General features: G+C 40.9%; 28 protein-coding genes and 1 riboswitch. Of the genes, 25 read left to right on the top strand and 3 right to left on the bottom strand.

Features of this window, described 5'->3' with window-relative positions:
* Positions 1-322: 322 nt before the first annotated feature.
* From FZC88_RS19235 to FZC88_RS24595, 6 genes are all read left to right on the top strand, one after another.
* Positions 323-838: an MgtC/SapB family protein gene (locus FZC88_RS19235; protein WP_148996086.1), complete on the top strand. Its 516-nt coding sequence runs from the start codon at positions 323-325 to the stop codon at positions 836-838.
* Positions 839-1,145: 307 nt separating this feature from the next.
* On the top strand, positions 1,146-2,063 hold the full coding sequence (locus FZC88_RS19230; RefSeq protein WP_148996085.1) for a proline dehydrogenase family protein: 918 nt from the start codon (positions 1,146-1,148) through the stop codon (positions 2,061-2,063).
* A gap of 39 nt (positions 2,064-2,102) precedes the next feature.
* Entirely contained in the window at positions 2,103-3,734 is a 1,632-nt protein-coding gene (gene pruA, locus FZC88_RS19225) for an L-glutamate gamma-semialdehyde dehydrogenase (protein ID WP_148996084.1), read from the top strand.
* A gap of 106 nt (positions 3,735-3,840) precedes the next feature.
* Entirely contained in the window at positions 3,841-5,112 is a 1,272-nt protein-coding gene (locus FZC88_RS19220; RefSeq protein WP_148996083.1) for a PucR family transcriptional regulator, read from the top strand.
* Between the two features lie 185 nt (positions 5,113-5,297).
* Positions 5,298-5,576, top strand: coding sequence for a hypothetical protein (locus tag FZC88_RS19215; protein ID WP_187443699.1), 279 nt, complete (start codon positions 5,298-5,300; stop codon positions 5,574-5,576).
* A gap of 67 nt (positions 5,577-5,643) precedes the next feature.
* Positions 5,644-5,877, top strand: a complete 234-nt coding sequence (locus FZC88_RS24595) for an NUDIX hydrolase (protein WP_262371979.1) — start codon at positions 5,644-5,646, stop codon at positions 5,875-5,877.
* A gap of 280 nt (positions 5,878-6,157) precedes the next feature.
* On the opposite strand, the gene FZC88_RS19205 is transcribed toward FZC88_RS24595, so the two are convergent.
* Complete coding sequence (locus FZC88_RS19205; RefSeq protein ID WP_148996082.1) at positions 6,158-6,697, bottom strand: PadR family transcriptional regulator; 540 nt, start codon at positions 6,695-6,697, stop codon at positions 6,158-6,160.
* Positions 6,694-7,536 carry a sialate O-acetylesterase gene (locus FZC88_RS19200; protein ID WP_148996081.1) on the bottom strand — a complete coding sequence of 281 codons (843 nt, stop codon included), beginning with the start codon at positions 7,534-7,536 and terminating at the stop codon, positions 6,694-6,696. Before FZC88_RS19200 ends, FZC88_RS19205 begins: the two co-directional genes overlap by 4 nt.
* 90 nt (positions 7,537-7,626) lie before the next feature.
* On the opposite strand from FZC88_RS19200, the gene bla reads away from it, so the two are divergent.
* The 11 genes from bla (at position 7,627) to FZC88_RS19140 (ending at position 15,927) form a co-directional block, all read left to right on the top strand.
* A complete protein-coding gene (gene bla / locus FZC88_RS19195) occupies positions 7,627-8,553 on the top strand; it encodes a class A beta-lactamase (RefSeq protein ID WP_397541207.1) in 927 nt (308 codons plus the stop codon).
* A gap of 807 nt (positions 8,554-9,360) precedes the next feature.
* On the top strand, positions 9,361-10,143 hold the full coding sequence (locus FZC88_RS19185) for a GNAT family N-acetyltransferase (RefSeq protein ID WP_148996079.1): 783 nt from the start codon (positions 9,361-9,363) through the stop codon (positions 10,141-10,143).
* A gap of 277 nt (positions 10,144-10,420) precedes the next feature.
* Positions 10,421-10,924: an RNA polymerase sigma factor gene (locus FZC88_RS19180; RefSeq protein ID WP_187443698.1), complete on the top strand. Its 504-nt coding sequence runs from the start codon at positions 10,421-10,423 to the stop codon at positions 10,922-10,924.
* A complete protein-coding gene (locus FZC88_RS19175) occupies positions 10,921-11,508 on the top strand; it encodes a zf-HC2 domain-containing protein (RefSeq protein WP_222928949.1) in 588 nt (195 codons plus the stop codon). Before FZC88_RS19180 ends, FZC88_RS19175 begins: the two co-directional genes overlap by 4 nt.
* 434 nt (positions 11,509-11,942) lie before the next feature.
* A complete protein-coding gene (locus FZC88_RS19170) occupies positions 11,943-12,497 on the top strand; it encodes a DsbA family protein (protein WP_187443697.1) in 555 nt (184 codons plus the stop codon).
* Positions 12,494-12,916: a disulfide oxidoreductase gene (locus FZC88_RS19165; protein WP_148996076.1), complete on the top strand. Its 423-nt coding sequence runs from the start codon at positions 12,494-12,496 to the stop codon at positions 12,914-12,916. The genes FZC88_RS19170 and FZC88_RS19165 overlap by 4 nt, the downstream gene beginning before the upstream one ends.
* Positions 12,917-12,996: 80 nt before the next feature.
* Entirely contained in the window at positions 12,997-13,596 is a 600-nt protein-coding gene (locus FZC88_RS19160) for a DUF2599 domain-containing protein (RefSeq protein ID WP_148996075.1), read from the top strand.
* Positions 13,597-13,742: 146 nt separating this feature from the next.
* Positions 13,743-14,381, top strand: a complete 639-nt coding sequence (locus FZC88_RS19155) for a DUF2599 domain-containing protein (RefSeq protein WP_187443696.1) — start codon at positions 13,743-13,745, stop codon at positions 14,379-14,381.
* 336 nt (positions 14,382-14,717) lie between these two features.
* The gene (locus FZC88_RS19150; protein ID WP_148996073.1) at positions 14,718-15,026 is read left to right on the top strand and encodes a PadR family transcriptional regulator; all 309 of its coding nucleotides are present in this window, start codon (positions 14,718-14,720) and stop codon (positions 15,024-15,026) included.
* A gap of 12 nt (positions 15,027-15,038) precedes the next feature.
* Positions 15,039-15,596 (top strand): DUF2812 domain-containing protein, encoded by a 558-nt coding sequence (locus FZC88_RS19145; RefSeq protein ID WP_148996072.1) that lies wholly within the window; start codon positions 15,039-15,041, stop codon positions 15,594-15,596.
* Positions 15,597-15,618: 22 nt separating this feature from the next.
* Positions 15,619-15,927, top strand: coding sequence for a hypothetical protein (locus tag FZC88_RS19140; RefSeq protein ID WP_148996071.1), 309 nt, complete (start codon positions 15,619-15,621; stop codon positions 15,925-15,927).
* 395 nt (positions 15,928-16,322) lie between these two features.
* Here FZC88_RS19140 and FZC88_RS19135 read toward each other — a convergent pair whose 3' ends face one another.
* On the bottom strand, positions 16,323-17,555 hold the full coding sequence (locus FZC88_RS19135; RefSeq protein ID WP_148996070.1) for a helix-turn-helix domain-containing protein: 1,233 nt from the start codon (positions 17,553-17,555) through the stop codon (positions 16,323-16,325).
* Between the two features lie 749 nt (positions 17,556-18,304).
* A riboswitch (SAM riboswitch) is annotated at positions 18,305-18,409 on the top strand.
* Between the two features lie 119 nt (positions 18,410-18,528).
* Between FZC88_RS19135 and FZC88_RS19130 the strand changes: the two genes are divergently transcribed.
* The 8 genes from FZC88_RS19130 to rbsD all read left to right on the top strand — a co-directional run bounded on the left by FZC88_RS19130 (position 18,529) and on the right by rbsD (position 25,759).
* A complete protein-coding gene (locus FZC88_RS19130; protein WP_148996069.1) occupies positions 18,529-19,554 on the top strand; it encodes a methionine ABC transporter ATP-binding protein in 1,026 nt (341 codons plus the stop codon).
* On the top strand, positions 19,544-20,206 hold the full coding sequence (locus FZC88_RS19125; protein ID WP_148996068.1) for a methionine ABC transporter permease: 663 nt from the start codon (positions 19,544-19,546) through the stop codon (positions 20,204-20,206). The genes FZC88_RS19130 and FZC88_RS19125 overlap by 11 nt, the downstream gene beginning before the upstream one ends.
* A gap of 11 nt (positions 20,207-20,217) precedes the next feature.
* On the top strand, positions 20,218-21,054 hold the full coding sequence (locus tag FZC88_RS19120; protein WP_148996067.1) for a MetQ/NlpA family ABC transporter substrate-binding protein: 837 nt from the start codon (positions 20,218-20,220) through the stop codon (positions 21,052-21,054).
* 12 nt (positions 21,055-21,066) lie between these two features.
* On the top strand, positions 21,067-22,263 hold the full coding sequence (locus tag FZC88_RS19115; RefSeq protein WP_148996066.1) for a M20 family metallopeptidase: 1,197 nt from the start codon (positions 21,067-21,069) through the stop codon (positions 22,261-22,263).
* Between the two features lie 318 nt (positions 22,264-22,581).
* A complete protein-coding gene (locus tag FZC88_RS19110; RefSeq protein ID WP_148996065.1) occupies positions 22,582-23,253 on the top strand; it encodes a 5'-methylthioadenosine/S-adenosylhomocysteine nucleosidase family protein in 672 nt (223 codons plus the stop codon).
* A gap of 245 nt (positions 23,254-23,498) precedes the next feature.
* Entirely contained in the window at positions 23,499-24,479 is a 981-nt protein-coding gene (locus FZC88_RS19105) for a LacI family DNA-binding transcriptional regulator (RefSeq protein WP_148996064.1), read from the top strand.
* Between the two features lie 6 nt (positions 24,480-24,485).
* Complete coding sequence (rbsK, locus tag FZC88_RS19100; RefSeq protein ID WP_148996063.1) at positions 24,486-25,376, top strand: ribokinase; 891 nt, start codon at positions 24,486-24,488, stop codon at positions 25,374-25,376.
* The gene (gene rbsD / locus FZC88_RS19095) at positions 25,373-25,759 is read left to right on the top strand and encodes a D-ribose pyranase (protein ID WP_148996062.1); all 387 of its coding nucleotides are present in this window, start codon (positions 25,373-25,375) and stop codon (positions 25,757-25,759) included. The genes rbsK and rbsD overlap by 4 nt, the downstream gene beginning before the upstream one ends.
* Positions 25,760-25,769 lie beyond the last annotated feature (10 nt).

Genomic DNA, 25,769 nt, shown 5'->3' with positions numbered 1-25,769 from the left:
ATCCAGTCTTTTTATTGGGATGCTGGATGTTTATTATTTTTCTCTTCTCATAGATTCGCTAAATTGGGATGAATGTTAGCACGGCAATAAAGAAATGAGGCTAGTTCTGCGAAAACCGGCATTTTACAGAAATTTTACTTTATTCATTGAAAAGAGTGAAAAATGAGTGTACGATAAAAAGAATATTCTTAGAAACGAATCCTGATAGAAGGTATAGTAGAGACACTTATGAAGCGAACTGTATGATTTTTTCATAGTAGGAGGAGAAAATCTGCATTCGTTTCGTGGAGGGGTCTCTTTTTCATATAAGGAGGATGGCGGGATGACAGATTATATAAATGAAGCAACGAATTTCTTCTGGCAGCATGACATCTTTTTCCGGATTGTGGTGAGCGCGGTCTTGGGATTCATCATCGGATGGGACCGATCCGCGAAGAACAAGCCCGCTGGATTAAAAACCTATACGTATGTGTCAGTGGCATGTACGTTGATCACAATCGTATCGATCGAAGGCGCAGAGATGCTCAGTCAGCCGGATAGCGGAAAAATGATGGATCCTTTCCGTCTGGCTGCCCAGATTGTATCAGGGCTCGGATTCTTAGGTGCAGGCGTGATCCTGAAAGACGGTCTGCGGGTGAAGGGCCTCACTTCTGCGGCGATGATTTTCTACGTGGGGGGTGTAGGAATCGGAATTGGCGCAGGGTTTTACTCGATTGTCATCTTCGCCACTCTCGTCACGTTCATCATGACGAGGATCGGAAACTTCTTTGAAGAACGGGAAATCAAGGCGATGAGTCTGCCGAAACTGCGGAAGAAAAATGATGAGAATGAGGAATAAATGTAGGGTTGAAATGGATAGGTGTTAGAGATCAACAACTACTTGATGGGGATATGAGAAATTTTACAGGGATTCTTCCTCTGTATTTCGAATGCAGTTTCCACGTCAAGCTAGTTGTTTTTTCATTTGATTACCTATTCTACATCACCCCTTTTGTGTTTACACCATAAATCAGCACTGAAATGTTTGTGGTTTTAGCACGTTGTTTCGTGTCGATGCTTATCGATATAATTGTCTTAAGATTTAAATTCTTCGTTTAATCACCCCGGTCTTGAGGTAACAGTCACTATAAGGAGGTGTTGTAATCATGGAAGCAATCAGTAAGCGTTTTTTCTTGTTTCTTTCTCACAATAAGGCGTTGGATAAGATGGCCAAACGGTGGGGATCAAGATTTGGGGCTAACAAGCTTGTAGGGGGAGAAACCTTTGCACAGGCGATTCCATTGATTACGCAATTGAACGAAGAGGGATTCCAGGTTACGGTCGATCATCTTGGTGAGTTCGTCGATTCCACAGAGGTGGTGCGGGAGAATGTCCAACGATGTATTGAGAGTATCAGTGCCATTGCCTATCATGGGCTGGAGACTGAAATCTCTGTCAAGCTGACTTCCCTGGGATTGGATATCAGTCAAGATCTTGTCATGGAAAGTATGGAGTTGATTCTTGCGAAGGCAAAAGAAAGCGGAATCACGGTCACTCTCGATATGGAGGATTCCTCGAGGTGCCATGCCATCCTTGACGTTTACAAGAAGCTCTGTCAAAAGTACGACAATGTGGGGACGGTGATCCAATCTTATCTCTATGTTTCAGAGAGGGATGTGGATGATCTCAATCAGTGTTCCCCTTATTTGAGGCTTGTGAAGGGTGCATATAATGAATCGGGTAAAGTGGCGTTCCAAGAGAAGAAAAAAGTGGATGACAATCTGAAGCATCTTATCAAGAAGCAGCTCTTGAACGGCCATTATACAGCGATCGCAAGCCATGATGAAGCGATCATCGATTACACCATCGGATTAGTGAAAGAACATAATATTCCGAATGACCGCTTCGAGTTCCAAATGCTTTACGGAATGCGGAACCAACTGCAATCCGAATTGTTAGAAAAAGGATATACTGTCCGCATTTACCTGCCATATGGCGAGGATTGGTTCGGGTATTTCATGCGACGTCTGGCGGAACGGCCGGCGAACATCGCATTTGCATTAAAAGGAATCTTCAGCAAGTAACATCCAGACAGAATGTAATCAGAAAGGAATGTGAAGAGAATGAGTAACGGAATTTACAACATCCCAACACCTACAAATGAGCCTGGCAATACATATGCCCCAGGTACGAAAGAAAGAGAAACGTTAAAAGCTGAATTAGAGCGCCAAGCTGGTATCGAGGTTGAGATTCCGGTCATCATCAATGGTGAGAAAATCAAGACAGATACAGTGAAGCAAGTAGTGATGCCACATGATCACAAACATGTATTGGCTACCTATTCACAAGCAGGTGAAAAAGAGCTTCGCGATGCAGTGGAAGCGGCAATGGCTGCGAAGGATTCTTGGTCCAATATGCCATGGCAGCACAGAGCATCTATCTTCTTGAAAGCGGCTGACTTAATTTCTGGTCCATACCGTGATGTCATCAATGCGGCTACAATGTTAGGCCAATCCAAAACAGCCTACCAAACGGAAATCGATGCGGCACAAGAATTAGCTGATTTCTTACGCTTTGGTGTGGATTATGCAAACCAAATCTATCAAATGCAGCCGGACAGCATGAAGAACATCTGGAATCGCCTGGAGTACCGTGCTTTAGATGGTTTCGTACTAGCGATTTCTCCATTCAACTTCACGGCCATCGGTGGAAACTTGCCGTCAGCTCCTGCCATCATGGGGAACGTAGTTGTGTGGAAACCGGCTACAACGGCTCTACTATCAAACTACTACTTTATGCGTATCCTGGAAGAAGCTGGACTGCCTAAAGGCGTTATCAACTTCGTCCCATCCCGCGGTTCACAAGTGTCAGAGGTCGTTTTAACAGACCCACGCATGTCCGGATTCCACTTCACTGGATCAACAAGCGTGTTCCAGACGATTTGGAAGACAGTAGGGGAAAACATCACAAACTACAAATCATATCCTCGTTTAGTTGGGGAAACAGGCGGTAAAGACTTTGTCTTCGCTCACGAAACAGCTCAAGCAGACAAAGTAGTCGCTGCACTTGTTCGTGGTGCATTCGAATACCAAGGTCAAAAATGTTCAGCAGCTTCCCGTGCTTACATCCCTGCAAGCATGTGGGAAGAAGTGAAGAATGGTGTCGTGGAAGAAACGGCTAAGCTTAAAGTAGGGGATGTCAGAGACTTCAGGAACTTCATGGGTGCGGTCATTGATAAACCTGCCTTTGATTCCATCACAAGCTACATCGACTATGCGGCTGATTCTGAAGAAGCTGAAATCATTGCCGGCGGTACGTATGATGATTCTGTTGGATACTTCGTTCAACCGACTGTCATCGTGACAACAAATCCAAACTTCAAAACAATGACCGAAGAAATTTTCGGACCTGTCTTAACGATCTATGTATATGAAAACGAACAATTAGAAGAAACACTGACTTCAGTGGATACTGCTTCCATGTATGCCTTAACGGGTGCGATCTTTGCACAAGACCGTGAAGCGATCATGCACTTGGAACGCCGCCTATCCGGTGCAGCTGGTAACTTCTACATCAACGATAAACCAACAGGTGCCGTGATCAACCAACAACCATTCGGCGGTTCACGCGGTTCTGGTACAAACGATAAAGCAGGCTCTATTTTCAATATGATTCGCTGGACCAGTCCTCGTATTATCAAAGAAAACTTTGCTCCAACAACAGACATTACCTATCCATTTATGGATGAGGAATAAATCGAACACGAAAAGCTCTCCCGACATGGGGGAGCTTTTCATTTTTTATTGAGGGATTTAACGCTATAATAGGAATCACAAACACTCGTGGAAAGGTAAGATTCCTATGGAAGCACTTGATATCATCCTCCAAACAGAAGATATTCATAAAGCAACGGAATTGATCAGCTCAAAATTGGGCAATCCCGTCATCATTGAAAACAAAAATTTCGAACTGATTTCATACAGTTCCTCTTCTAATAAGTTCGATCAAACACAGCTAAAGACAATCCTCACGAAAAAATGTCCGGTCTTCATCATCGATCGACTGAAAAAAGAGGGCATCGTCCATCAGCTCGAGAAACATACGGATCCGATCCGGGTACAGGCGATGGAAGAGTTAGGATTTCACCAGCGCGTCGTCATTGCCGCCAAGTACTTGGGAAACACGATGGGGTATATTTGGGTTCAGGAATCCAACCGTCTTCTCGAAAATGAAGAGCTCGCTTTCCTTGAAGAAATCTCCGCTCATCTTGGAAACCTGATCAATGATATGTTCGCAAAGGTCAATATCAAAAAGGACAGAAAAGAAGAAGTACTGTGGCATCTCCTACAGCACGAGTACGGAAGTGAAAGCCAGCTCCGCCATGATGCATCACTCGTTAAGTTGACCCTGCCTGGACGGTTCACGGTAGCGGTGTACTCGATCGCATCGTCGGACTATAAGCCTATGCTCGACCAATTGGAGAAGCTGGTCCAGGAATCCAGCTTCAACACAAAGATTTATTCACTACGAACGGAATACCAGGTGATCCTCGTTCTCTACGGCAAAGCAGATACACCGTCTTCTTCCCTGGAATTAGCCAGAGATCTAGTTGAAAAAGTGAAGGAGCAAACAGGCGAGGAAGAATTCTACCATTTCCTGATCGGGGTCGGAAAGGAATACACCACGTTATCTCAAATGAGAAAGAGCTTCTTGGAAGCGTCAGAAGTCATTGAGACGGCTAATTTTATCAGTCCGCGTCCTGAATCGATGCCGCGGGAATTTGCTCAATTGGGCATTTATCGATACTTGCCAACGCTCTATGAGAAAAACACATCAAAGGACTATTACAGTGATGACTTGTTGGTATTGATTAAGAATGATGTGAAGAAACAGACAGACCTTCTTAAGACACTTGAGGTGTACCTGGCAAATGACGGAAAGGGTAAACAGACCGCTAATGAACTGTTCATCCATCCGAACACGTTGAATTATCGGATCAAAAAGATACAGGAACTGACTACGATTGATTTTAATGACTTTAATATGAAGGTATATTTGTATACGGAGTTGTTGTTGTTGAATAATGTGGAAGCGTATTATCAGCGGTATAAGGATGCTTTGAAAGGAATTTGAACATCATAGCCTGGTAAAAAAATATTTCAATGGGGTATGTATTGTGAAGAAGGATGTAAATGTAGGATATACCTTATTTAAACCAACAGGTGTGAAGAGCCATTTTACTAAGGTCGATTTAACAAAGAAACTTATATGAAGGGGATGAAGATTGGAGGACTAGTGATAGCATTGAAGGTGACAAAATGAATATGTATTTATCAACCAGAGAGTTAGCATACTGGGGTTATCTCCATTTGAATAAAGGAAAAATAAACGAAAAGCAAATTGTTCCTAGAGAAATCATAGATATGGCAACTTCTCTTCAAAGTCCATTGACTATTCATAAAGACTTACTTCAAAATGGATTCTTGTGGTTGGTTAAGGATTTACCGGCTACAAAGACAGAGATAGGTCATCAAGTACCCAAAGGTTCATACCAAATACTCGGATTTACTAACGAATCCACAGTAAGTTTATATTGAATATCTTAAATTTGAGTATTCCGTTATACTGGCAAGTATATCAATTTTTAATCATGATAAAGTCTTAATGTTAAAAGAAAATGAACCCAATGCCATCCATAAGTGGAACTTTCCGAGTGGGCATATAGAGTATGGAGAGGATATTCTTTATTCAGCTAGGAGGGAAGCCAAAGAGGAAACGGGTTTAGATGTAAAACTGATTGGCACGACAGGGGGATATAATTTTATTAGTAATACGAACAATCAAGTCATTTTATTGGTGAGGTTACTGGAGGTATCTTACATCTTGAAGAAGATGTAATTACAGACAGCAGATGGATAAAAACAAATGACCTTTTAGCATTTGAAAAAGAGGATTTACGAGAACCGCATGTACTAAAACAAATAATTAATAACTTATTAGAAGAAAACATCTATTCAATTAGGGTAATGAATGAGCAACTTTTTAAGGGCTAAAACGAATGTCATGCTGATCATATTAAGCAATCGCCTATTTAATAAAATAATGCAGAGGGACGGTTCGGTTCCCGCTGGTTATTAAGATCACCTGTCGATTTTTGGACAGGTGATTTTAGTTTTATTTAATCAGTACTTTCTTCTATATCTGCCTTCAATTCTTTAAACCATTTTAAGTTCACTAAATGGTGAGAACGGGAATTTTCGTTCATGCGACGAAAATAATCAATTTCACCAGGTAATTCCTCAATGGTAGCTAAATAATCATCGAGGAGAGCAATTCTTGCTTCAGTTTGATCAATTTGGGATTGGATTAATGCTACTAATTTGTTTTGATCGAATACATCTGCAAAGAGTATTGCCCCATATACTGGTAAGTTTACATACTCGGATTTCGTTCCGTATTTGGCCATTAATTTATCAAATTCTTCTTTTCCTAAAGACGTGATCTTAAAGGTATGAATATCACGATTGTTGTTTGGACGTACTTGATGTGTTTCTTCAATGAACCCTTTCTCTTCAAGTTGTTGCAAATTGTAATAAAATGATCCTTTTGTATAGTTTACGATATATTTGTAATGGCGTTTTTCCATTAAACTTAATAGTTCGTATCCATGAGCGCCGGGGTTTTGAATAAGTAAGCCAAGGATAAGTAAGGGAATCAAGGGTGCATTACCTTCGCCATCTGTGCTTCAAATTCAGAGTATGTGATTTTGCCCAGAGCCAAATTCATACTGTGAATATAGATTTGTTCATTTTTTGAATAGGTATGGTTTGTCTTTAGTGATTGATTTTCATCTGCAAGAGGCCCTGAGATATGACACTTTTTCGAAAATGCCTCGAAGTAGCGAAAACCGAATTTGCGTTGGGAAACGGCATTCAAATGAATACCATCCTGATTGGCAGTTAGACCTTCTGCCGATACAAAATAACAATTTGGCTGCTCATGTGCAAACCGACGTAATTCTTCGTTGATTTTTTGAAACTCTGATGAGTACTTTCCGAAACCTTCTTTCCCTAAGAAATGACCAAGCTCACCAATGATTAGTGGGACATCTTGAAGGTTTAATTCGTTACGTAACGTTTCAATGATAAGAGATAACTTTTCATAATACGTCTCATGTAGAGATTGATGGCTGTCACTCTCACCTTGATGCCAAAGGATGCCACAAATTTCACTGGTTTCAAGAGCAAAGCGGCCTTCTGACAAAGCATGTTGAAAAAGAGTATCTTGCGGGTGCCAATCATTCAAAGAACTGCCACCTTCCGCACAAGGAATCAATCCAATTTCATCATCCGGGTTGGCTTTCGAACACAGGTCGGCAAAAGAGGCTGCCAGACTAACACCAGCCACAGGACGGTCATAATTAATTGGCTCAGTCATCATTTGCCACTGTCCGTTCCGAAGCATCTTTATTTTTTCATTATAGATCGGTTCTACCTCATGCAAGAATCCACGACCGGCCATATTCGATTGTCCTACCATTAAAAAAGATTTTATCATTACAGTTTCATTCCTTTACACAATAGTCTAATTAGACTAAGCTAGTATAGAGTCTAATTAGACTATTGTCAATATACTATGAGGGGACTGATGATGTTGAAAAGTGTCAGAATGTTAATAATTCGGATGTGTGTTGGTCTATTCGTTCTAAGTCTTATCAGTCTAAGCCTCTTTGGAAACGGATTAAAGCAGACGGAGGCAAAAGAAAAAGGAGAACAATCACAAGGTACAAGTCATGGGACTGCTCATAAGTTCATGCAACTCGAGAAAAAGTTTGATGCCCGGCTCGGCGTCTATGCTATTGACACCGGTACAAATCGCACGGTGGTCTATCGACCTGATGAACGGTTCGCGTACTCATCCACCTTTAAGGCTTTGGCTGCAGGGGCAGTACTACAGCAAAACTCAATTGAAGAACTTGACGAGGTCATCACCTACACCAAAGATGACCTCGTCACGTATTCCCCAATTACTGAGCAACACGTGGATACCGGGATGACCCTTAGAGAAATTTGCGATGCGGCTATCCGGTACAGCGATAATACCGCAGGGAACCTTCTATTAGAGGAAATCGGCGGACCTGACGGCTTCGAAAATGCACTGAGGCAAATCGGCGATCATGTCACCGAGGCTGATCGCTTTGAGACGGATTTGAACAGTGCCATCCCAGGAGACATCCGTGATACCAGTACAGCAAGAGCACTAGCCATTAACCTGAAGGCTTTCACGGTCGACGACGTGCTCCCGATTGATAAGCGTACAATCCTGACAGATTGGATGAAGGGGAATACTACTGGAGATGAACTGATCCGTGCGTCTGTACCTAAAGGATGGGAGGCAGGCGATAAAACCGGAGCGGGAGGCTACGGAACGCGAAACGATATCGCTATCGTCTGGCCGCCGAATAGAGATCCCATCATCATCACGATTCTATCCAGCCGTGATACTGAGAACGCCACCTATCATAATGAACTTATAGCAAAGGCGGCCAAGGTTGTACTGAATTCTTTTAAGTGATTTTCCAAGAGGAATAGTAACTGCATTCTTTGGCATTACTATTCCTTCAGACGCGGGGACAGGTCCATTGGCTCTTTGAATAGGAGCTGTGGTGCCTGTCCCCGTGGCGCTTACTTACCAGAGCTGACAGATACACGGAAAAATTCCGCTTAACTCAGCATTACTATTTAAAAAGGCATCAGAAACATGAGAGTATTCATTGCAAGTCCCTTCTTCAGTGAGGAACAAGTTGATCGGGTACAAAGACTTGAACAATCCCTCATACGAATCCGTATGTGTCAGAAATCTTCTCCGCACGATTTCATCAATTCGGACATCTTGAATTTGGATCAAAGAATGAAGGCGGAAAGTATTCCGCAATGACCTGAGGCATTTAAGGCGTTCGGATGTAGTGTTGGGTATCCGCGATTACGAAGGCAAGTATGTGGACAGCGGAACTGGCGACATACAATTTTCACCGGATACCGAAAGCTCCGTATGAGGGGCCGGTGATTTGATGGGGTGTTAACGGAATAAAATGTCACGGCTTCTTAGAGAATGGACGGAGGCGGTGTTATTTATTTGATGATTATTCCGTTAAAGGGACAGTTATTTGAATAAGGAGATTGTTTAATTTAAAATATTTTGAAATAATTGGTATTAAATTAACGGGCAGTTTAATTGAAGAACTCAACAATCAAGTTCATTATATTTTCAAACTTAGAGGTGATATGCTTTTTCTATAATGGAATGCGTCAGGCAAAGCAACAAACTTTGCTTGTTGGAATTATGAGTATCAGGTAACTTCTTCAATATGGAGGGATATAAATGACTGTTAAATCTCAAGAAGAATACATAGCAAAATTTACTGAAGAGCATTTAATTAAGCATTGGATGATTTTTAAAAGCACTCAAGGGAGTAAAAGTATTGATTCTGACTATTTTAAACATGTTTCAGCGAACCCCTATAATCGTGTGTTATACGCAAATCAACTTGAAATAGAAGAAAGTGAATTGAAAAAGCTACTACACAACGAAGGTGAACCTCTATTGTGGATTATAGGTCCTTCTACTAAACTCTCAGACACAGATAAATCTTTCTTAGAGGAGAATTTTAACCTTTACCAAGAATGGACTGGGATGGGTTTAAGTGTAAATCGCACTAAGTCAAAAAACGAAAAACGTTTAGGTTTTGATATCAAACGAGTTAATTCTGAAACTGAATTAAAAGAGTGGATTGATGTTTATGTAGAAGGGTACCAAAAACCAATTGCTTATAAAAGTGCACTTTATAATCGGTATAAGCAAATTATGAACAGTGACCAGGATCATTATCACTTATATATAGGTTACTTTAATAACAAACCAGCAGTGGTAGGATCTTTGTTTATGAATGATGGGATTGCAGGTTTGTATTGTATAACCACTGCCCATAATATGCGGAGAAAGGGACTGGCAACGAACTATCTAAAAAGTATATTGCAAATCGCTTCCCAACAAGGTGCTTCAGATTGTATTTTACACGCAACTGAAGCTGGCAAACTTATTTACGAAAAAGTAGGTTTTATTACTAATTCTAGTTTTCAAGTCTATGCGTTTATAGGTAAGTGATGCTTATACATAGAGTCAATCTTCAACTAAAGGGGACTTTAACAGAATAAGAAGTTAATAAAAACGTAAAAACCCAGAGTCATATTGGCCTGGGTTATTACTGTTAAATACAGTGTTATTCACACTGCTATTCCTGATGCTAATTTGGGTATGATAAGGTATTCTCTCCTTAAACGGAATTGTAAATTCTTTGGGTTTTTAATAATTTTCATAAATGTGTAACGTTTTTCTTTTTGAAGTTACTAAACATATGACAGCACTGAAAGGAGGTACATTATTGGATGAATTTAAACAATTATACGATAAACATGAAAAACAGATTTATAAATACTTATTTTATTTAGTTGGAAACAAACATCTCGCTGAAGAGTTGACCCAAGAGACATTTTTTCAAGCATTTAAGTCAATACATCGTTTTAAAGGCAAAAGCAAAGTGTCTACTTGGTTATTCCAGATTGCCAAGAATACATATTATACTTATATGAGGAAGAATAAGAAGATCGATAGAAATATAGATCCCGCTACTATCCAAGAGAGTTTGGCTATCCAGCAAACACCTGAGGAAATATATGAAAAAAAAGAAGAATCTATCCGCTTAATGAATGCAATAAAAAAGCTGAAACAACCGCAACAAGAAATCATGATTTTACGTTTTTATAATGAATTGAGTTTTAAGGAAATCGGTGACATTTTTGATAAAACTGATTTATGGGCAAGGGTTAACTTCTATAGGGCTAAGGGTAAGTTGTCAAATATTCTTGATGGAGGTGTAGAAACTTGAGTAAGAAATGTAGTGTAGTTAAAGATTTACTTCCGATGTATAAAGAGGATCTTACAAGTGAAGAAACAAACCAATTTATTGAGGATCATGTGGAGTCATGTAAAGAATGTCAGGATTACTTGGAGGGTATTGAAAAGGTTCTGCCAACAGACGAATCAACAGGTTCAATTGACGATAAATCCGATCAGCAGCTACTGAACGGTGTTAAACGAAGAATGAACAACCTTATATTGTTGTCTTTGCTAGTTGGTGTTTTCATTGGTTCCTTAGTATTCTTTAACCTAATGCTATCGCTAGTTGTATTGGGTATTGCGTTGTTGTTTTTCGTGATTAGAACTAAAAATGAAGGAGTGAGGGGCAATATGAATAATAAATCGTTTCTTATTACGGTTTTAATAGCAAGTTTGTTTTCTATAATAATTTCTTTGAAACTATTCTTTAATCTGGGTGTGTATGCAGATGACTATGGTGGAAACGTAATTCAGGCTTCTGGTGGATGGTTCTGGCTGTATATGCGTTGGGTAAATGTAGGCTTAGTTCTTTTAATTCTAATATTTACTGTAAAGAAGTTAATACATCGGTAAAAGGCAATTAAGATTTAGAAACTTGTAGGGGGACTACCTCTACAAGTTTTTTTGTGTTTCTTATCTTAATTAAAAATATCCATAGACTTAATATTGTACATAATAGTGATTCATTTTGCTCTAAATATATATTGAAAAAACATTAGGCATTTTTAATTTTCTGTTATAAATTCACCTTCGATTTTCTCAACAATAATACATATACATTCCTTATGCTACTTGTTAGTTTTAATGTATAAGAAATACTGGAAATCATAAACAATTGAACATAAACTCTACTCGGTTCTGTTCATATAGGGGGAATAATTATTAAAGGGTATAAATTCATAGTTATCATTACAACATTTTTAATTGTCCTTTGTGGCATTGTTATTTTTAATTTTAATAGTACACCGAGTACAGCAACCACGAATGAAGATAAGGATAGTACAGATGTGGTAGAGGTTGAACTCAATGAAAACTCAATTAAAGACCAGCCTACTCTTGGAGATGAGGAGGTAAGTGTTCAGATAGTAGAGTTTGGAGATTTTATTTGCCCGGCTTGTCAGACGTGGAATGAAACGGTCTTTCCAATGATTGAAGAAGACTATATAAAATCAGGGAAAGCAAAATTTTCTTTCGTAAATGTGCTCTATCATGATGATTCGGAACTAGCTTCTTTAGCTGCAGAGGTAGTACACAAGAGAGATCCCAGCTCCTATTGGAAGTTTCATGACAACTTGTTCCGTCATATTAAAAAAGAAAGAGAAATAGACCAAGAAGGAATAGAAGAACTTATAAAAAAACACACAGACATTGCAATAGAGGATCTAAATGAAGATATGAAAAAGCCTGAATTCGCAAGAGAGTTGGAGTTGGATAAGAAGCTAATTAAAGAGCATGGAGTATCTCCAACACCATCTCTAATGATTAATGGAACACTTTTAGAAAACCCATTTGACTATGAAGAGATTGAAAAAGCGATCAATGGGCACGGAGAAGGGACATGAAAGAAATAGAGGATAAAGCATCGTCGAATTGGTTGCTCTACCTTGCATGGTTAGTATCCATAGCCGGGACCCTTGGAAGTCTCTATTTTAGTGAAATTAGAGGGTTTGTCCCATGTGATTTGTGTTGGTACCAACGTATTCTCATGTACCCTTTAATAGTGATTCTGGGTATAGGTACATTTTTTAAAGATTCTGCGGTTAAAAGATATGTTTTGCCTATAGCTATAATAGGGAGTCTCCTATCACTCTATCATTATCTCCATCAGAAGGTTCCAGGATTAAAGGTAGAGTCTTGCAATTATGGGGTTCCTTGCAATATGGAATACATAAACATGTGGGGTTTTATTACAATACCGCTCTTAGCAATGATTGCGTTTATGACAATAGCCATTCTGCTATCAATCAAACCGCTTAGGTGAATTTGAAAGGGGTGAGAAAAATGTAGGGACTTAGAAATTCGACATTCTGTACATAACTAAAAACAGAGAGGGGAAATTGGATGAAGAAGTTAATTGTTTTGTTCTTTGTAGCAATTATGAGTCTAAGTACGTCTGCTGCTTTCGCCGCTGAGAACACTAAAGGAAATATGAATGTTGATCAACTGAAACAAGAGAAAACGGAAATTGATAAACTGGAAAAGGATATTGCAAAAATTGAAAGTGTAAGCCCTGATGAACTAGAGAGTTTTTACGAAGAAAATAAAGAGTGGATTGCTGACGTAAACGACAGACTTGATGCTCATATGGCTAGTGTTCCTGAAGATGAAAAAGAAGCTGAATTGTTAAATTTACGTGATGGAGATAATCAATTTAGTACAATGGCTGTCTCTTCCAAATATTTCAACGATCATTATTTTCACAAAAGAAATGGTATGTGGACTTATAGTATGTGGCCAAAAACATCTACTAGATTGTTGAGATCTTATGCTAGTGCTGGATGGACTGAACTGACAAACTATTATTCAAACATTGATACAAATAGTTTGGAAGATCAATATTGGTGCCATTTTGAAGCGTTCATTGAATCAGATTGGGATATTGAACAAGGGCGACCAGATGTAGGTTTAATTAAGACAATTGCTGCTTTGTGTAATCCATAATAAAAGAAATAACCCCCTTTACCCACTAAATGCGAGAGTCGGTTGAGAGAGGCAACATTTTGAAGAACCGACGGGCAATAAAGTATTGAAACTTAAAAAACTGAATGAAAAACTACAAATTATTTTTTATGAGAGGAGAAACAATAATGAAAAACAAATTTAAAAAAATGATTTTCATCGCATTAACTACACTGATGGTGTTGGGCAATTTCACTCCCGCTTCCGCAGCAACTGAAACGAATGAATTTGAGTACTTAAAGGACGCAATCGCAACAATTGACGCTGTACCTTCTGAGGAAAGAACTCAATACGAAGAAGATAACCGTGAATGGATTGATGAAATTGGAGAGAGACTGGAAGCTTATTTAGAAACCTTTCCAGAAGAGGAGCAAAATGATGTAGTTAAGCGTCTTTTAAGCGATAACACTATGGTGAAAAATGCAAGTCTTAGCGATAACTCTATGGTGCAAATCGCAAGTCTTAGCGGAAATCTTGACGAATACTTTAATGACGTATGGTATCATAAACGTGGTGATTATTGGACATATTCAATGGAACCAAAGTGGTCCGTCAGACTTTGGGGACCAACAATGGAGGCTGCTTGGGATGAATTAGGAAGAAATTATTATGGTATCCGCAACGACAACGGAAGCCTATGGAACCAATATAAATGCCACTGGGATTATGATGTTTTTGGTGCAGTAGCAGGAAGCTGGGATTTAGAGGTGGGTAGACCGATTGTTTCTGGAACGAAAATGTTTACATCACGTTGCAATCCAGAGTAATTAAATGTAATAAATACGTTTTTGGTAAAAACAACTTTTTCACTTAAGAAAGGTAGCCCGGTAGATGGCTTATACAAAGCTATAAGAAAAGTGTTCCTATTTATAGGAGCACTTTTTTGGTAATACCGACCACTCAATCTATTAGCGCCACATCAACTTAGGGTGGGTACTTTTTTGCTGTTCCCCTGCTTCAGTAATAGCAAAAAAACGTGTCCGTTACTACCTTGGGGTGGGAGTGCTTGCAGCAAGCTTTTGTCGCAAATGAGGTTTTGACAATTATATCGTAGTACGATATAATTTTTATATCATACTACGATATAAAAAGGTGGTGTTTAATTGGACAAAAGAATACGTAGATTTTATATGCCAATGACAGAAACTAGCTTTTATATTCTGTTTGCTTTGCAAAATGAAATGCATGGTTATAGTATCATGAAATATGTGAAAGATCTTACAGATGGTGAAATAGCTTTAGGTGCAGGGACGGTTTATACTAGTTTGTCCAAAATGGAAAAAGATGGACTAATTGTTTTTGTGAAAACAGAGAGCAAGCGAAAGTTTTATAAAATCACTGATTTAGGACGTGAAATCTTAGACATAGAAATCATGCGTATTGAGAGATTATACAAAAACACTAGAGCATAGGGGGATATTATTATGCTTAAGAAGAAATCAATCAGAAAGAATTTCTATATTTCAGATTTTGAGGAGGAGCAAGAATATTTATCATCCCAACACGATGCAGGATGGAGATTGACTGATATAAAAGGTAAGAGATACTTTTTTGAAGAATGCAATAAAGAAGCTGTTACCTATCAGATTGACTTTAATCCTAAAGAACAGCGTAAAAGTGAATATGTACAATTATTTGCTGATTTTGGATGGGACTTCATCACTGAAAAAGACGGTAGCTTTTATTTTTCAAAACCTGCTCTACAGTGTAGCGAAGAGAAAATATTCAGTGATCGAGAAACGAAAATCGCTATGTGCAGAAAGATTATCAAACGTAAGTTAGTTCAACTTATCCCGCTATCGGTCATTTCCGTTTTAGTTTCGTGTGTATTAGCATTAAATATGTTTCATTATAGATTTTTCCCATTAGGAATCATTTTCATTGTATCGCTGGTATCGCTTGGAGGATTAATGCTAACTCTTTACTCAACGAAGTATTTATCGGGCTTTATCAAACTTAAGAAAATAATTGAAGAAAATTAAAATTTAGAAAGGAGACATGACAATGTATGGTTTCTTAAATATCGGTAGTCTTTTGTTAGGTTTGATTGCATGGATATTGCCTATTGCAAGTCTGGCAAAGCGCAATAAAGAAAATAACAATACTTGGGTTATATTTTCTATAGTAAGTATTAGTGCCTGTGTAGTAGCCCTGATTTTTCAAATTTTATACAATGATTACTTAGTCAGAATAGAGGATTGGTCAGCGCTTATGGACACTTCTAAAGGTGTGGTCCGTCTTTCATCCCTACTAGCTATAGTAACTATAGGACTTAATGTAATTACTGCAATTGTATATAACAAAAAAAGATAATGATAGTAACTCAGGGGAATAAGCACTTTAATTGTATTAGGGCTTACAGCTCAAAACAATGTTTATTGGGCATCGAAAAATCAACTGCAAATAGGCTTTTTTTCGCTCTCGAACGAACTTCTTACCACTAATAATCAAAGGGGTTTAATTATTTGATTCCATATAAAGGCTGAATTGAACAAAAGCAACCTCCTCATTAATATGGCTTAGGGGAGGTTGCTTAATATTTATGACGATAGATTACTTTGAAGAAGATGTGTTGACCGTCATTGTATTAATATCGCCCACTCGAGGATCTGGTAGTTCATCGTCAGCAAATGTGGATGTTGCAACAGTAGTGCCGACTAGTAATAAGAGTGTAGTAATAAATAAAGACTTTAATTTGAGTTTCATTTTCATTTCTCCTTTGATAGGTTTTTAAGTAATAGGTAAGCACTTTTGTACTTGTGGTTGTTTTCGTAATAATCAGCTAATAATTGAGTGAACTCAACTACGGTTGCCCGATCTTTTTTTGCTTTAAAGTGTGGTAAAGCGGTTGATTGCATGTATTCCTCAAAAGCGGCGGACTTCTCAGTTTTTTCTATGAAAAATTGAAGAACTTGAAATTTGATAAGATATTCGGTGTTTTCTTTATTAGAAGAATATCTACGACCTTCTAAAGCGATTTCCTGAGCCTCTCTGTATTCATCCAGATGTAAATGGGTTTTAGCTAAAAGGTACAAGGTATTACTTGGGTCCCCGCTCTCCCCTTTATAAGAAATAGATTTCTTATAATATTTTACCGCTTCTATATACTTCTCCATTTGGTTATGTATGAGACCCATATTGTGAAATACTTTGGCTTTTAATTTTTCATCTGAATTATTGTCTAATCCATTTAAGATGGCCTGGTACATAGCTAAAGCTTTATCGTTTTCCCCCATTTTGCGATAGTTTACTGCCAGGAGAAGATTGCAATTTTTACATAATCTGTAATTCAATATATTCTCATATCGAGAGAGAGCCATGGTTGTGTAATAGGTCGATAAAGATATATTTTCAAGTTTAGTATATACCAGGCCCATCTGGTAATATACCTCTTCGATGTCCTGTCTCTCCAATGATAGTTCTGCTTCTTTGTAGTGATGGAGAGAAAGTTTTAGGTCTCCGAGCATGTAGTTATATAATCCACAGAACCTATGATAAAAATCAAATGAAAATGGGTCGAGATATTCAGTTAAATTCAGGATTTCTGAATAGGTTTGTTCAGACCTTTCAACTAGACCCCTTAGCAAGTCGATTCTTAATGAAAATAGTTTCTTCACAAGATAGAATGAAGGGAGAGTAAGTGATTCATAATCTTTCTCAATCCTGTTGAATAAGGATACGACTTCTTCTTCTCCAGAATATTTTATTGCAGTATATAACCTCTCGATATCATCTCTAAATCTTGGAATTAGCTTTCTAGGATCATCTGATTGGATGTTCTGTATATTTAGCTTATCGCAAATAAGAGAAACGATTTCAGGATTCGGATTTATCTTATCGTTTTCAATTTTACTAAGATAAGATATTGAACATACCCCATAGGCCAGAGCGGATTGAGGGATCTCTTGCTTTTTTCTCTCGAATTTAATTCGACTTCCCAAAGTAAACTCTTGTATATTTCACACCTCCTTTTACCTACATATTATCAGAATTTGTAACATTTTGTGTGAAAATGTAATTTACAAGACTGGTTGAGAGAAGCGTCAAAAACTTTTTAAGTGCTTTAAAACAAGTATTTTTTCTTACATTTTCCTGCAGCTAATGAACGTTTAGGCTATGTAGAATCAATAGAATAGAATGGTATTATGCCTGAAACTAAAATAAGAAAAATGAAGATTATTTAGGGGAAAACCTTTAATTTTTTCAACATTAATATCTTGCGACGAGTAGGGTGAAATTTTTTATATGGTTGTTTTAGCCTATGTAATTCGTGTGAAAAGGAGGAATATGAGTGGAATATAAAGGTCTGGAAACAAACCATGGGTGGACTCCACTTCGAAAAAGACGGTGAAAGTTAGTTACTTAATGATGAAAATAATGAGTTCTTACACGATACATACTATGCCCTCATAAAACTGAATGAATAAAGTTATATCCATCTTCAATAAAAAGGGACATTAATGGAGAGCCGGACAACGTTTATATGGTCTTTTGTGTCAATCATCAATATACATCCCAGTAAAAAGGTAAAAAAGTTCAACAACTAGTTGAAAACTGGTTAAAGTGCCCCATTTGATTAGTCCTCCGTAATACAATTAATTCAAAAACAGGATTGACAAACCAATTGAAATCCTTTACCATAACCCTAATGCTTAAACGCATCATAACTTTAACTTAATAAAGCAATATCTTCTTATCCAGAGAGGTGGAGGGACTGGCCCTGCGATACCTCGGCAACGGGTTCTTATGAATACCGTGCCAATTCCATCAAGTCATATGACTTGAAAGATGAGAAGAGTGGACATATACATATTTGTGCCTCTCTTCTTATGAAGGGGGGCACTTTTTATTTTCAGCCATGTCCTTCAAACACAGCCTTCAAGAAGAATACATAGCGAAAGGAGCAAGTCCTGTATGATCAGAGTTCAGAATGTTACGAAAGTATTCGAGACGAAGGATGGCCCATTCACCGCTTTGAAGAATGTTTCCTTCGATGTGAAGAGGGGAGAGATTTATGGTGTGATCGGATTCAGCGGAGCGGGAAAAAGCACGCTTGTCCGCTGTCTCAATTTTTTAGAGAAACCATCATCGGGTGATATTTTCATAGAGGGGCGCAGCCTGAAAGATCAGTCGGCAATCGATCTGAGGAAAGAGCGGCACCGCATCGGGATGATTTTTCAGCATTTCAATCTATTTCAATCCCGGACGGTGGCAGGGAATATCGCCTATCCTCTGAAACTTGCAAAATGGCCAAAAGAAAAAATCAGCGAGAGAGTAAAGGAGCTGCTCGCGTTTGTCGGACTTGAAGATAAAGCGAAGCACTATCCGGATCAACTGTCAGGAGGGCAGAAGCAAAGGGTGGGGATAGCAAGAGCCCTGGCGACATCGCCTTCGATTCTGCTCTGCGATGAAGCAACATCCGCACTTGATCCTCAGACGACGGATTCGATTCTGAACTTATTAAAGAGAATCAACGCGGAGTATGGCATTACGATTGTGATGATCACCCACGAAATGGGGGTCATCCGGGAAATCTGTGATAAGGTCGCTGTCATGGAAAATGGAGAAATCGTTGAAGAGGGAAGCGTCTTCGATATCTTCTCCAACCCGCAGACCCGGACGACGAAAAATTTTGTGAAGAGTGTCATGAATGATCAGCTGCCGGCATCGGTTCTCGACAAATTGAATGACAGCAAAGAAGGGCGAATCTGCCGCCTCATTTTCAAGGGGGATTCGACGGGCACGCCGATCCTTTCCGAAACGGCAAAGAAATTCGATGCCCACATCAATGTGTTATTCGGCCAGATCACGGAACTCCAGGGTAAGCCGTTCGGGAATCTCATCGTACAGATCATTGGCAGCAAGAAAGAAACGGAAGAGATCCTGGATTATTGGAAGAACAGATTATTCGTAAGCGAGGTGGAGAAGCGTGCAAGTTAACTGGGAATTATTCTGGCCAAGAATTATAGAAGCGACGTGGGATACCGTGGCGATGGTGTCATTCTCCCTCCTGTTTGCAACGTTGATCGGGCTTCCCCTCGGCATCATCGTCGTGGTGACGAGGAAGGGGCACTTACTTGAAAATAAAATCGTCTTTTCCATATTGAGCAGCATCATCAACGTGTTCCGTTCGATCCCGTTCATCATCTTGATGGTGGCAATCATCCCCTTTACAAGATTGGTAGTGGGCACATCGATTGGAACGGCGGCAGCCGTAGTACCGCTTGTCGTATTTGCAGCACCGTATATTGCAAGACTGGTAGAAAGCTCGCTCCTTGAAGTGGAACCGGGTGTCATTGAAGCGGCGGAGTCCATGGGGGCAGGGCCGTGGCAGATCATCTTCGGGATCCTCATTCCGGAAGCATTGAGTACACTGGTCCTGAATATCACGATCGCGACCATCGGCCTTGTCGGTGCATCGGCCATGGCCGGGGCAGTCGGAGGCGGGGGCCTCGGGGATCTGGCCATCGCTTACGGTTATCAGCGATTTGAAACATCCGTCATGATCGTGACCGTCATCATTTTAATCGTGATGGTGCAGGGACTGCAGACAGCAGGGAATACCTTATCAAAAATCATCAGGAGACGTTAGGAGAGAGGAATATGAAAAAATCAATCAGCCTGGCGAGTATCGCCATTCTATTAATCACCCTTATATTGAGCGGCTGCTCGGGAGACAGCGCAGCCGGCTCAGGTGAAAAAGAAGTCGTTAAAGTCGGAGTGAATGGATCTGGGGTGCCGATTTGGGAGTATATGAAGGAGAAAGCTGCGAAGGAAGGGATTGAAATCGAGATTGTGGAGTTTGCCGATTACGTGAGACCGAACCAGGCCCTGGCCGATGGGGATATCGACCTGAACGCCTTCCAGACGATTTCGTATTTTGATTCTTTCGTTGAAGAACATAATCTGGACCTTGTACCGATCGGCTCGACGATCATCGCGCCGATGGGAATCTATTCGGAAACATATAAATCGGTAGAAGACTTACCGAAAGGCAGTAAAGTAGCCGTTCCTCAAGAGGCGACGAACCTTGGCCGTGCCCTTCTCCTACTGGAGGAAGCAGGTTTGATACAACTGAAAGAAGGATTTGATCAGTCGCAGGGTCTCGAAGCCATAAAAGAAAACCCGAAAAACCTTGAATTCACACCGGTCGTCGCTGCCCAGACACCGAGGGTACTGCCGGATGTTGCGGCATCGATCATCAATAATGGTGTGGCTGTTGAAGCAGGGTTCGTACCGGTTGATGACAGCATCTATATCGAAGGAGCGGAATCCAAGCCGTTCATCAATATCATCGCAGCCCAGGAAAAAGAGAAAGACAATAAAACCTATAAAAAGATTGTGGAGCTCTATCAGGAAGATGACGTAGCGGAACATATCAAGAAAACATACAAAGATTCCCTGATCCCGACATTCGTGCCGGTCAGTGAATTGCATTAGGAGGGAAAAGAGATGAGTCAACCAGCAGCGATTGCCGATCGTAAAAACAACATCGTCTCGGCAGTGGACCAACTGGCTGTGAAACTCGTGTTGACCAGCCATCAGATCCACGACAAACCTGAAATCGGAAACGAAGAGTTCTTTGCTTCAGAGACCTTGACCACCCTCCTTGCAGCCAATGGGTTCTCCATTGAAAGGGGAGTGGCGGGTCATGAGACTTCCTTTGTGGCACGCAAACATTCAGGGAAAGAAGGGCCGGTCATCGGCTACCTGGCGGAATATGACGCACTGCCTGGACTCGGTCACGCCTGCGGTCACAATATCATCGGGACGGCAAGCTGCGGGGCGGCCATCGCCCTGTCGTCCGTACTCGATGAAACAGGAGGGGAAGTGGTGGTGTTCGGGACTCCTGCCGAGGAAGGAGGTCCGAACGGAAGTGCGAAGGGCAGTTTTGTAAAGGCAGGCTTGTTCGAAGGAGTGGATGCATGCATGATGGTTCATCCGTTCAACAGGACAACGCAGACAGGGAAAACCCTTGCAGTGGACCCCCTTGATTTCGAATTTAAAGGAAGGTCTGCCCATGCGGCAGCTTCCCCTGAAGACGGCATCAATGCCCTCGACGGTGTGATCCAGCTGTTCAACGGCATTAACGCCCTTCGTCAGCACGTGACCGATGATGTACGGATCCACGGAATCATCACCCACGGCGGGGACGCGCCGAACATCGTCCCTGACTATGCAAAAGCCCGCTTCTATATACGCGCTGCAACCAGGGAAGCATGCAATGTAGTCACGAAGAAAGTGAAAGCGATAGCTGAGGGATCGGCACTTGTCACGGGGACGAAACTGAATGTCATCAAAATCCAAAATGAAGTCGATCACTTTCAGCTCAACCGCCATTTCGATAAAGTATTCCAGCGCTCCATCGAGTCACTAGGGGAATACTTCGACGATACGGAACGAAAGGGACTCGGCTCCTCCGATGCCGGAAACGTAAGCCGTGTGGTCCCCACCATCCACCCCTACATCAAAATAGGCCCCGAATCTCTCGTCGTCCACACGAACGAATTCAGGGAAGCGGCTAAATCCACCGAGGGTGACCGTGCCCTTGTGATCGGGGCAAAGGCACTTGCGCTGACGGGGTATGAACTGCTGACGGATAAGCAGCTTTTAGAGGGAATATGGAAAGAGTTCGGTTCAAGTAAATAAGGATGAAAAGACAGTCAAATTAGGGCTGTCTTTTTTTGTGTGAAAGATATGCGGCGCTTAATGGAGAATGTTCCAATGTTAAACAAAAATACTAGAAGGATATTGAATAAATGAGAGATTGTATCGTAGAGACCAAAGAAAGGAGAATGACATTGGACCCTATTCTTCGTAATAGTGTTGGTATGATACAATTGTAAATAATGGATATTCGATTATAGTGCGGGTTAGCTTTAAAAACCTATATAATGATGGATTTGCAAGAAGTCGGTGTTAATGGATAATAAAGTTCTTTAATTGCAAAAAGTAGGGGATATGTCAATGATAGGAATAAGTATAGCAACGAAGTGGGAATTTGAAGCGACATTGGAATATTTTGGCATAAAAGAAAACGAACGTTTCGGTTATCCTTATGGCGAGTATTTCATGAGAACAATGAATGATACTGAGCTTGTTTTTTATAGTACCGGTGTAAGAAAAGTAAATGGTGTTGGTGGTAATCAGTATATGATTTCTAAATTTAATTTAACGAAAGTAATCGTTGCTGGAACATGTGCAGGAATAGATGATACGTTCAGTAATTTAGATATTTTTGTACCTGATAAAGCCGTTCAATATGATTGCACAGTAAAAGAAATTGAGCCTTTTATTAAACAATCCTTCATAGTCGATATTGATCTATCAAACTATGGAAATGATTTTTATACCGGAATAATTGGCACCGCTGATAAAGCAGTGGTTATGTGGAAGGACTATTTAGAACTTAAAGAAAACGAAATAACAATAGCCGATACAGAAGCGGGTGCAATTGCTTATATCTGTAAGAAGAATGATGTTGAGTGCATTATTATAAAAGGAATATCTGATTTTCCAACAGAAGAAAGTAACTCTGATCAATTCGAATCGAACACTGAACAAATGAATATTTATGTAGAAAACACCCCCATAGTTATGAAAAAAATATTTGGCGAATATTTAAAGAGATTTATTTAAATAAATTTGAAGTTAATAGAAAGATAGTGATTATAGATGAAACTTTTCTTTTAATGGAGTCTCCTTTGTTCTATAAAATAAGTATTTTAGGAAGCCTTGTCAAAAACATGACTGAGAGACTAGGTCAACAAGAATGCTAATTTAATGAGTTTTCCTATCAAAGTGTTGCAAACGATTACAAACATGTGTTACTTTATGTGTAACCGGTTACATAAAACAACCAAAACGAACAGGAAGTGACGTACGTGGTAACAATCAAGGATGTGGCGAGTGAAGCGGGGGTGTCGGTGGCGACGGTCTCGCGGGTGCTCAATGATAACGGCTATGTAGGAGCCGAGACGAGGAAAAAAGTGATGGAGGCAATCTCCAAGCTGAATTATAGTCCAAATGAGGTGGCCCGTTCCCTCTTCAAACGGGAGTCGAGGTTGATCGGACTGCTCCTTCCGGATATAACGAACCCATACTTCCCGCAGCTGGCGAGAGGGGTCGAGGATGAAGTGAGTGAGGCTGGGTTCAGGCTACTTCTTGGAAACAGCGACGAGAACATCCAGAAGGAGCTGGATTATATCCAGACCTTCGTTCAGAACAATGTCGTTGGCATGATTTCCGCGACCAATCATGTGGAGCATGACCAGCTGTATAGCGAATTGAATCTCCCACTCGTCCTCCTTGACCGGACCACGGACAACTATCCGGCTGTTTATGCGGACGGCCGTAAAGGGGGACGCCTGGCGGCAAAGACCTTAGTTGAAAAAGGGGCGAAGCGGATCACCGTCATGAAGGGGCCGGCACACGTCAAGCCGGCACAGGACCGATTCCGTGGAGCGGTGGAGTACTTAAGCGGGGCAGACGTCGATTTCACGGTGATGTCCACGACGTCTTTCTCCTTTGAAGACGCAAAGGGCTGGGCAGAGGAACTATTCGCCACCTATCCTGATACGGATGGGGTCATCGCGAGCAATGATATCGTCGGGATCGCCATTCTCCATGAGGCATTGAGGCTTGGGAAGAAGATACCCGAAGACGTACAGATCATCGGCTATGATGACATCCCGCAGAGCAGTCTTTCCTATCCGGCGCTCTCCACGATCAGGCAGCCGGCATACGAAATGGGCAGGCAGGCCGCGGCACTTCTGATTAAACTGATAAAAAAAGAAAAAGACATCGATACAACTGTTCAGCTTCCGGTTGAACTCATACAACGAAACACAACTCGAAAGGGATGAAGGAAGATGAAAAAAGCGAAAATTGCCGTAATCGGCAGTTCATCCATGGATCTGGTAGTGATATCAGCGAAACGCCCCGGTGCAGGGGAAACTGTACTGGGCGACAGCTTTGATACGGTACCCGGCGGAAAAGGAGCCAACCAGGCCGTTGCAGCAGCAAGGCTTGGGGCTGACGTCTACATGATTGGATGTGTCGGGGACGATCCGTACGGCCAAGAGATTTTGGAAAACTTTAAGAGCAACGGTGTTCATACGAACTATGTGGAACCGGTTACACATGCGAAATCAGGAACGGCCCATATCATCCTTGCTGAAAGAGACAACAGCATCGTCGTCGTCAAAGGGGCCAATGATCTTGTGACACCAGAGTACGTAGAGAAAACAGCCGATTTCCTCAAAACATGCGATCTCATCATGATCCAGCAGGAAATCCCGGAGGAAACGGTCGAGTATGTGGCAGACCTGTGTAACGAGATTGAAGTTCCACTGCTACTTAACCCAGCTCCAGCACGTAAGATTTCACAAAAAATCATCGATGGTGCCAGCTATCTGACACCAAATGAACATGAAGCAGATGTGCTCTTCAACGGAATGAAGCCGTCAGAAGCGCTGAAACAATATCCTGACAAAGTTATCATCACCGAAGGAGCAGCGGGAGTCCGCTACCATAACGGAACAAAAGAAATTCTCGTTCCTTCCTTCAAAGTAGAAGTCGTCGATACGACAGGGGCCGGTGATACCTTCAACGCCGCATTCGGTACGGCCGTGGCTGAAGGACAGTCAATGGAAGAAAGCCTCCGATTTGCGAATCGTGCTGCATCCCTTTCAGTAACCGGATTCGGGGCACAGGGCGGAATGCCAACAAGAGACGAAGTGGAAAGGAAGCTGGCAGAATGAAACGACATGGCATCTTGAACAGTCACATTGCGAAAATATTAGCCGATCTCGGCCACACGGATACGATTGTCGTGGCCGATGCCGGTCTCCCAATTCCGTCAGACGTTGTAAAAATCGATCTGGCATTGAAACCGGGAGAGCCGTCCTTCCTTGACGTGGTCGAGCTATTAATGGAAGAAATGGTTGTCGAAACCGTCACGCTGGCAGAAGAAGTAGAAACGAATGCAGGGGTTCATAAACAGATGACCTCATGGTTTGACGGGACCCATTATGTATCCCATGAAGAGTTCAAGAAAGAAACCCATAAGGCGAAGGCCGTCATCCGCACGGGGGAAGTCACACCGTATGCGAATTGTATCCTTCACGCGGGAGTCATTTTTTAAAACAAAGGGG

It is taken from the genome of Rossellomorea aquimaris, assembly GCF_008180865.1.
GTDB classification, from domain to species: Bacteria; Bacillota; Bacilli; order Bacillales; family Bacillaceae_B; genus Rossellomorea; species Rossellomorea yichunensis.
This window is presented reverse-complemented; position numbering and strand designations above follow the sequence as displayed.

Excerpts from the sequence above, each read along its gene's own strand:
- FZC88_RS19235 (WP_148996086.1), top strand. The coding sequence starts at position 323 with ATGACAGATTATATAAATGAAGCAACGAATTTCTTCTGGCAGCATGAC.
- FZC88_RS19230 (WP_148996085.1), top strand. The coding sequence starts at position 1,146 with ATGGAAGCAATCAGTAAGCGTTTTTTCTTGTTTCTTTCTCACAATAAG.
- pruA (WP_148996084.1), top strand. The coding sequence starts at position 2,103 with ATGAGTAACGGAATTTACAACATCCCAACACCTACAAATGAGCCTGGC.
- FZC88_RS19220 (WP_148996083.1), top strand. The coding sequence starts at position 3,841 with ATGGAAGCACTTGATATCATCCTCCAAACAGAAGATATTCATAAAGCA.
- FZC88_RS19215 (WP_187443699.1), top strand. The coding sequence starts at position 5,298 with ATGAATATGTATTTATCAACCAGAGAGTTAGCATACTGGGGTTATCTC.
- FZC88_RS24595 (WP_262371979.1), top strand. The coding sequence starts at position 5,644 with ATGTTAAAAGAAAATGAACCCAATGCCATCCATAAGTGGAACTTTCCG.
- FZC88_RS19200 (WP_148996081.1), bottom strand. The coding sequence starts at position 7,536 with ATGATAAAATCTTTTTTAATGGTAGGACAATCGAATATGGCCGGTCGT.
- bla (WP_397541207.1), top strand. The coding sequence starts at position 7,627 with ATGATGTTGAAAAGTGTCAGAATGTTAATAATTCGGATGTGTGTTGGT.
- FZC88_RS19185 (WP_148996079.1), top strand. The coding sequence starts at position 9,361 with ATGACTGTTAAATCTCAAGAAGAATACATAGCAAAATTTACTGAAGAG.
- FZC88_RS19165 (WP_148996076.1), top strand. The coding sequence starts at position 12,494 with ATGAAAGAAATAGAGGATAAAGCATCGTCGAATTGGTTGCTCTACCTT.
- FZC88_RS19160 (WP_148996075.1), top strand. The coding sequence starts at position 12,997 with ATGAAGAAGTTAATTGTTTTGTTCTTTGTAGCAATTATGAGTCTAAGT.
- FZC88_RS19155 (WP_187443696.1), top strand. The coding sequence starts at position 13,743 with ATGAAAAACAAATTTAAAAAAATGATTTTCATCGCATTAACTACACTG.
- FZC88_RS19145 (WP_148996072.1), top strand. The coding sequence starts at position 15,039 with ATGCTTAAGAAGAAATCAATCAGAAAGAATTTCTATATTTCAGATTTT.
- FZC88_RS19140 (WP_148996071.1), top strand. The coding sequence starts at position 15,619 with ATGTATGGTTTCTTAAATATCGGTAGTCTTTTGTTAGGTTTGATTGCA.
- FZC88_RS19130 (WP_148996069.1), top strand. The coding sequence starts at position 18,529 with ATGATCAGAGTTCAGAATGTTACGAAAGTATTCGAGACGAAGGATGGC.
- FZC88_RS19120 (WP_148996067.1), top strand. The coding sequence starts at position 20,218 with ATGAAAAAATCAATCAGCCTGGCGAGTATCGCCATTCTATTAATCACC.
- FZC88_RS19115 (WP_148996066.1), top strand. The coding sequence starts at position 21,067 with ATGAGTCAACCAGCAGCGATTGCCGATCGTAAAAACAACATCGTCTCG.
- FZC88_RS19110 (WP_148996065.1), top strand. The coding sequence starts at position 22,582 with ATGATAGGAATAAGTATAGCAACGAAGTGGGAATTTGAAGCGACATTG.
- rbsK (WP_148996063.1), top strand. The coding sequence starts at position 24,486 with ATGAAAAAAGCGAAAATTGCCGTAATCGGCAGTTCATCCATGGATCTG.
- rbsD (WP_148996062.1), top strand. The coding sequence starts at position 25,373 with ATGAAACGACATGGCATCTTGAACAGTCACATTGCGAAAATATTAGCC.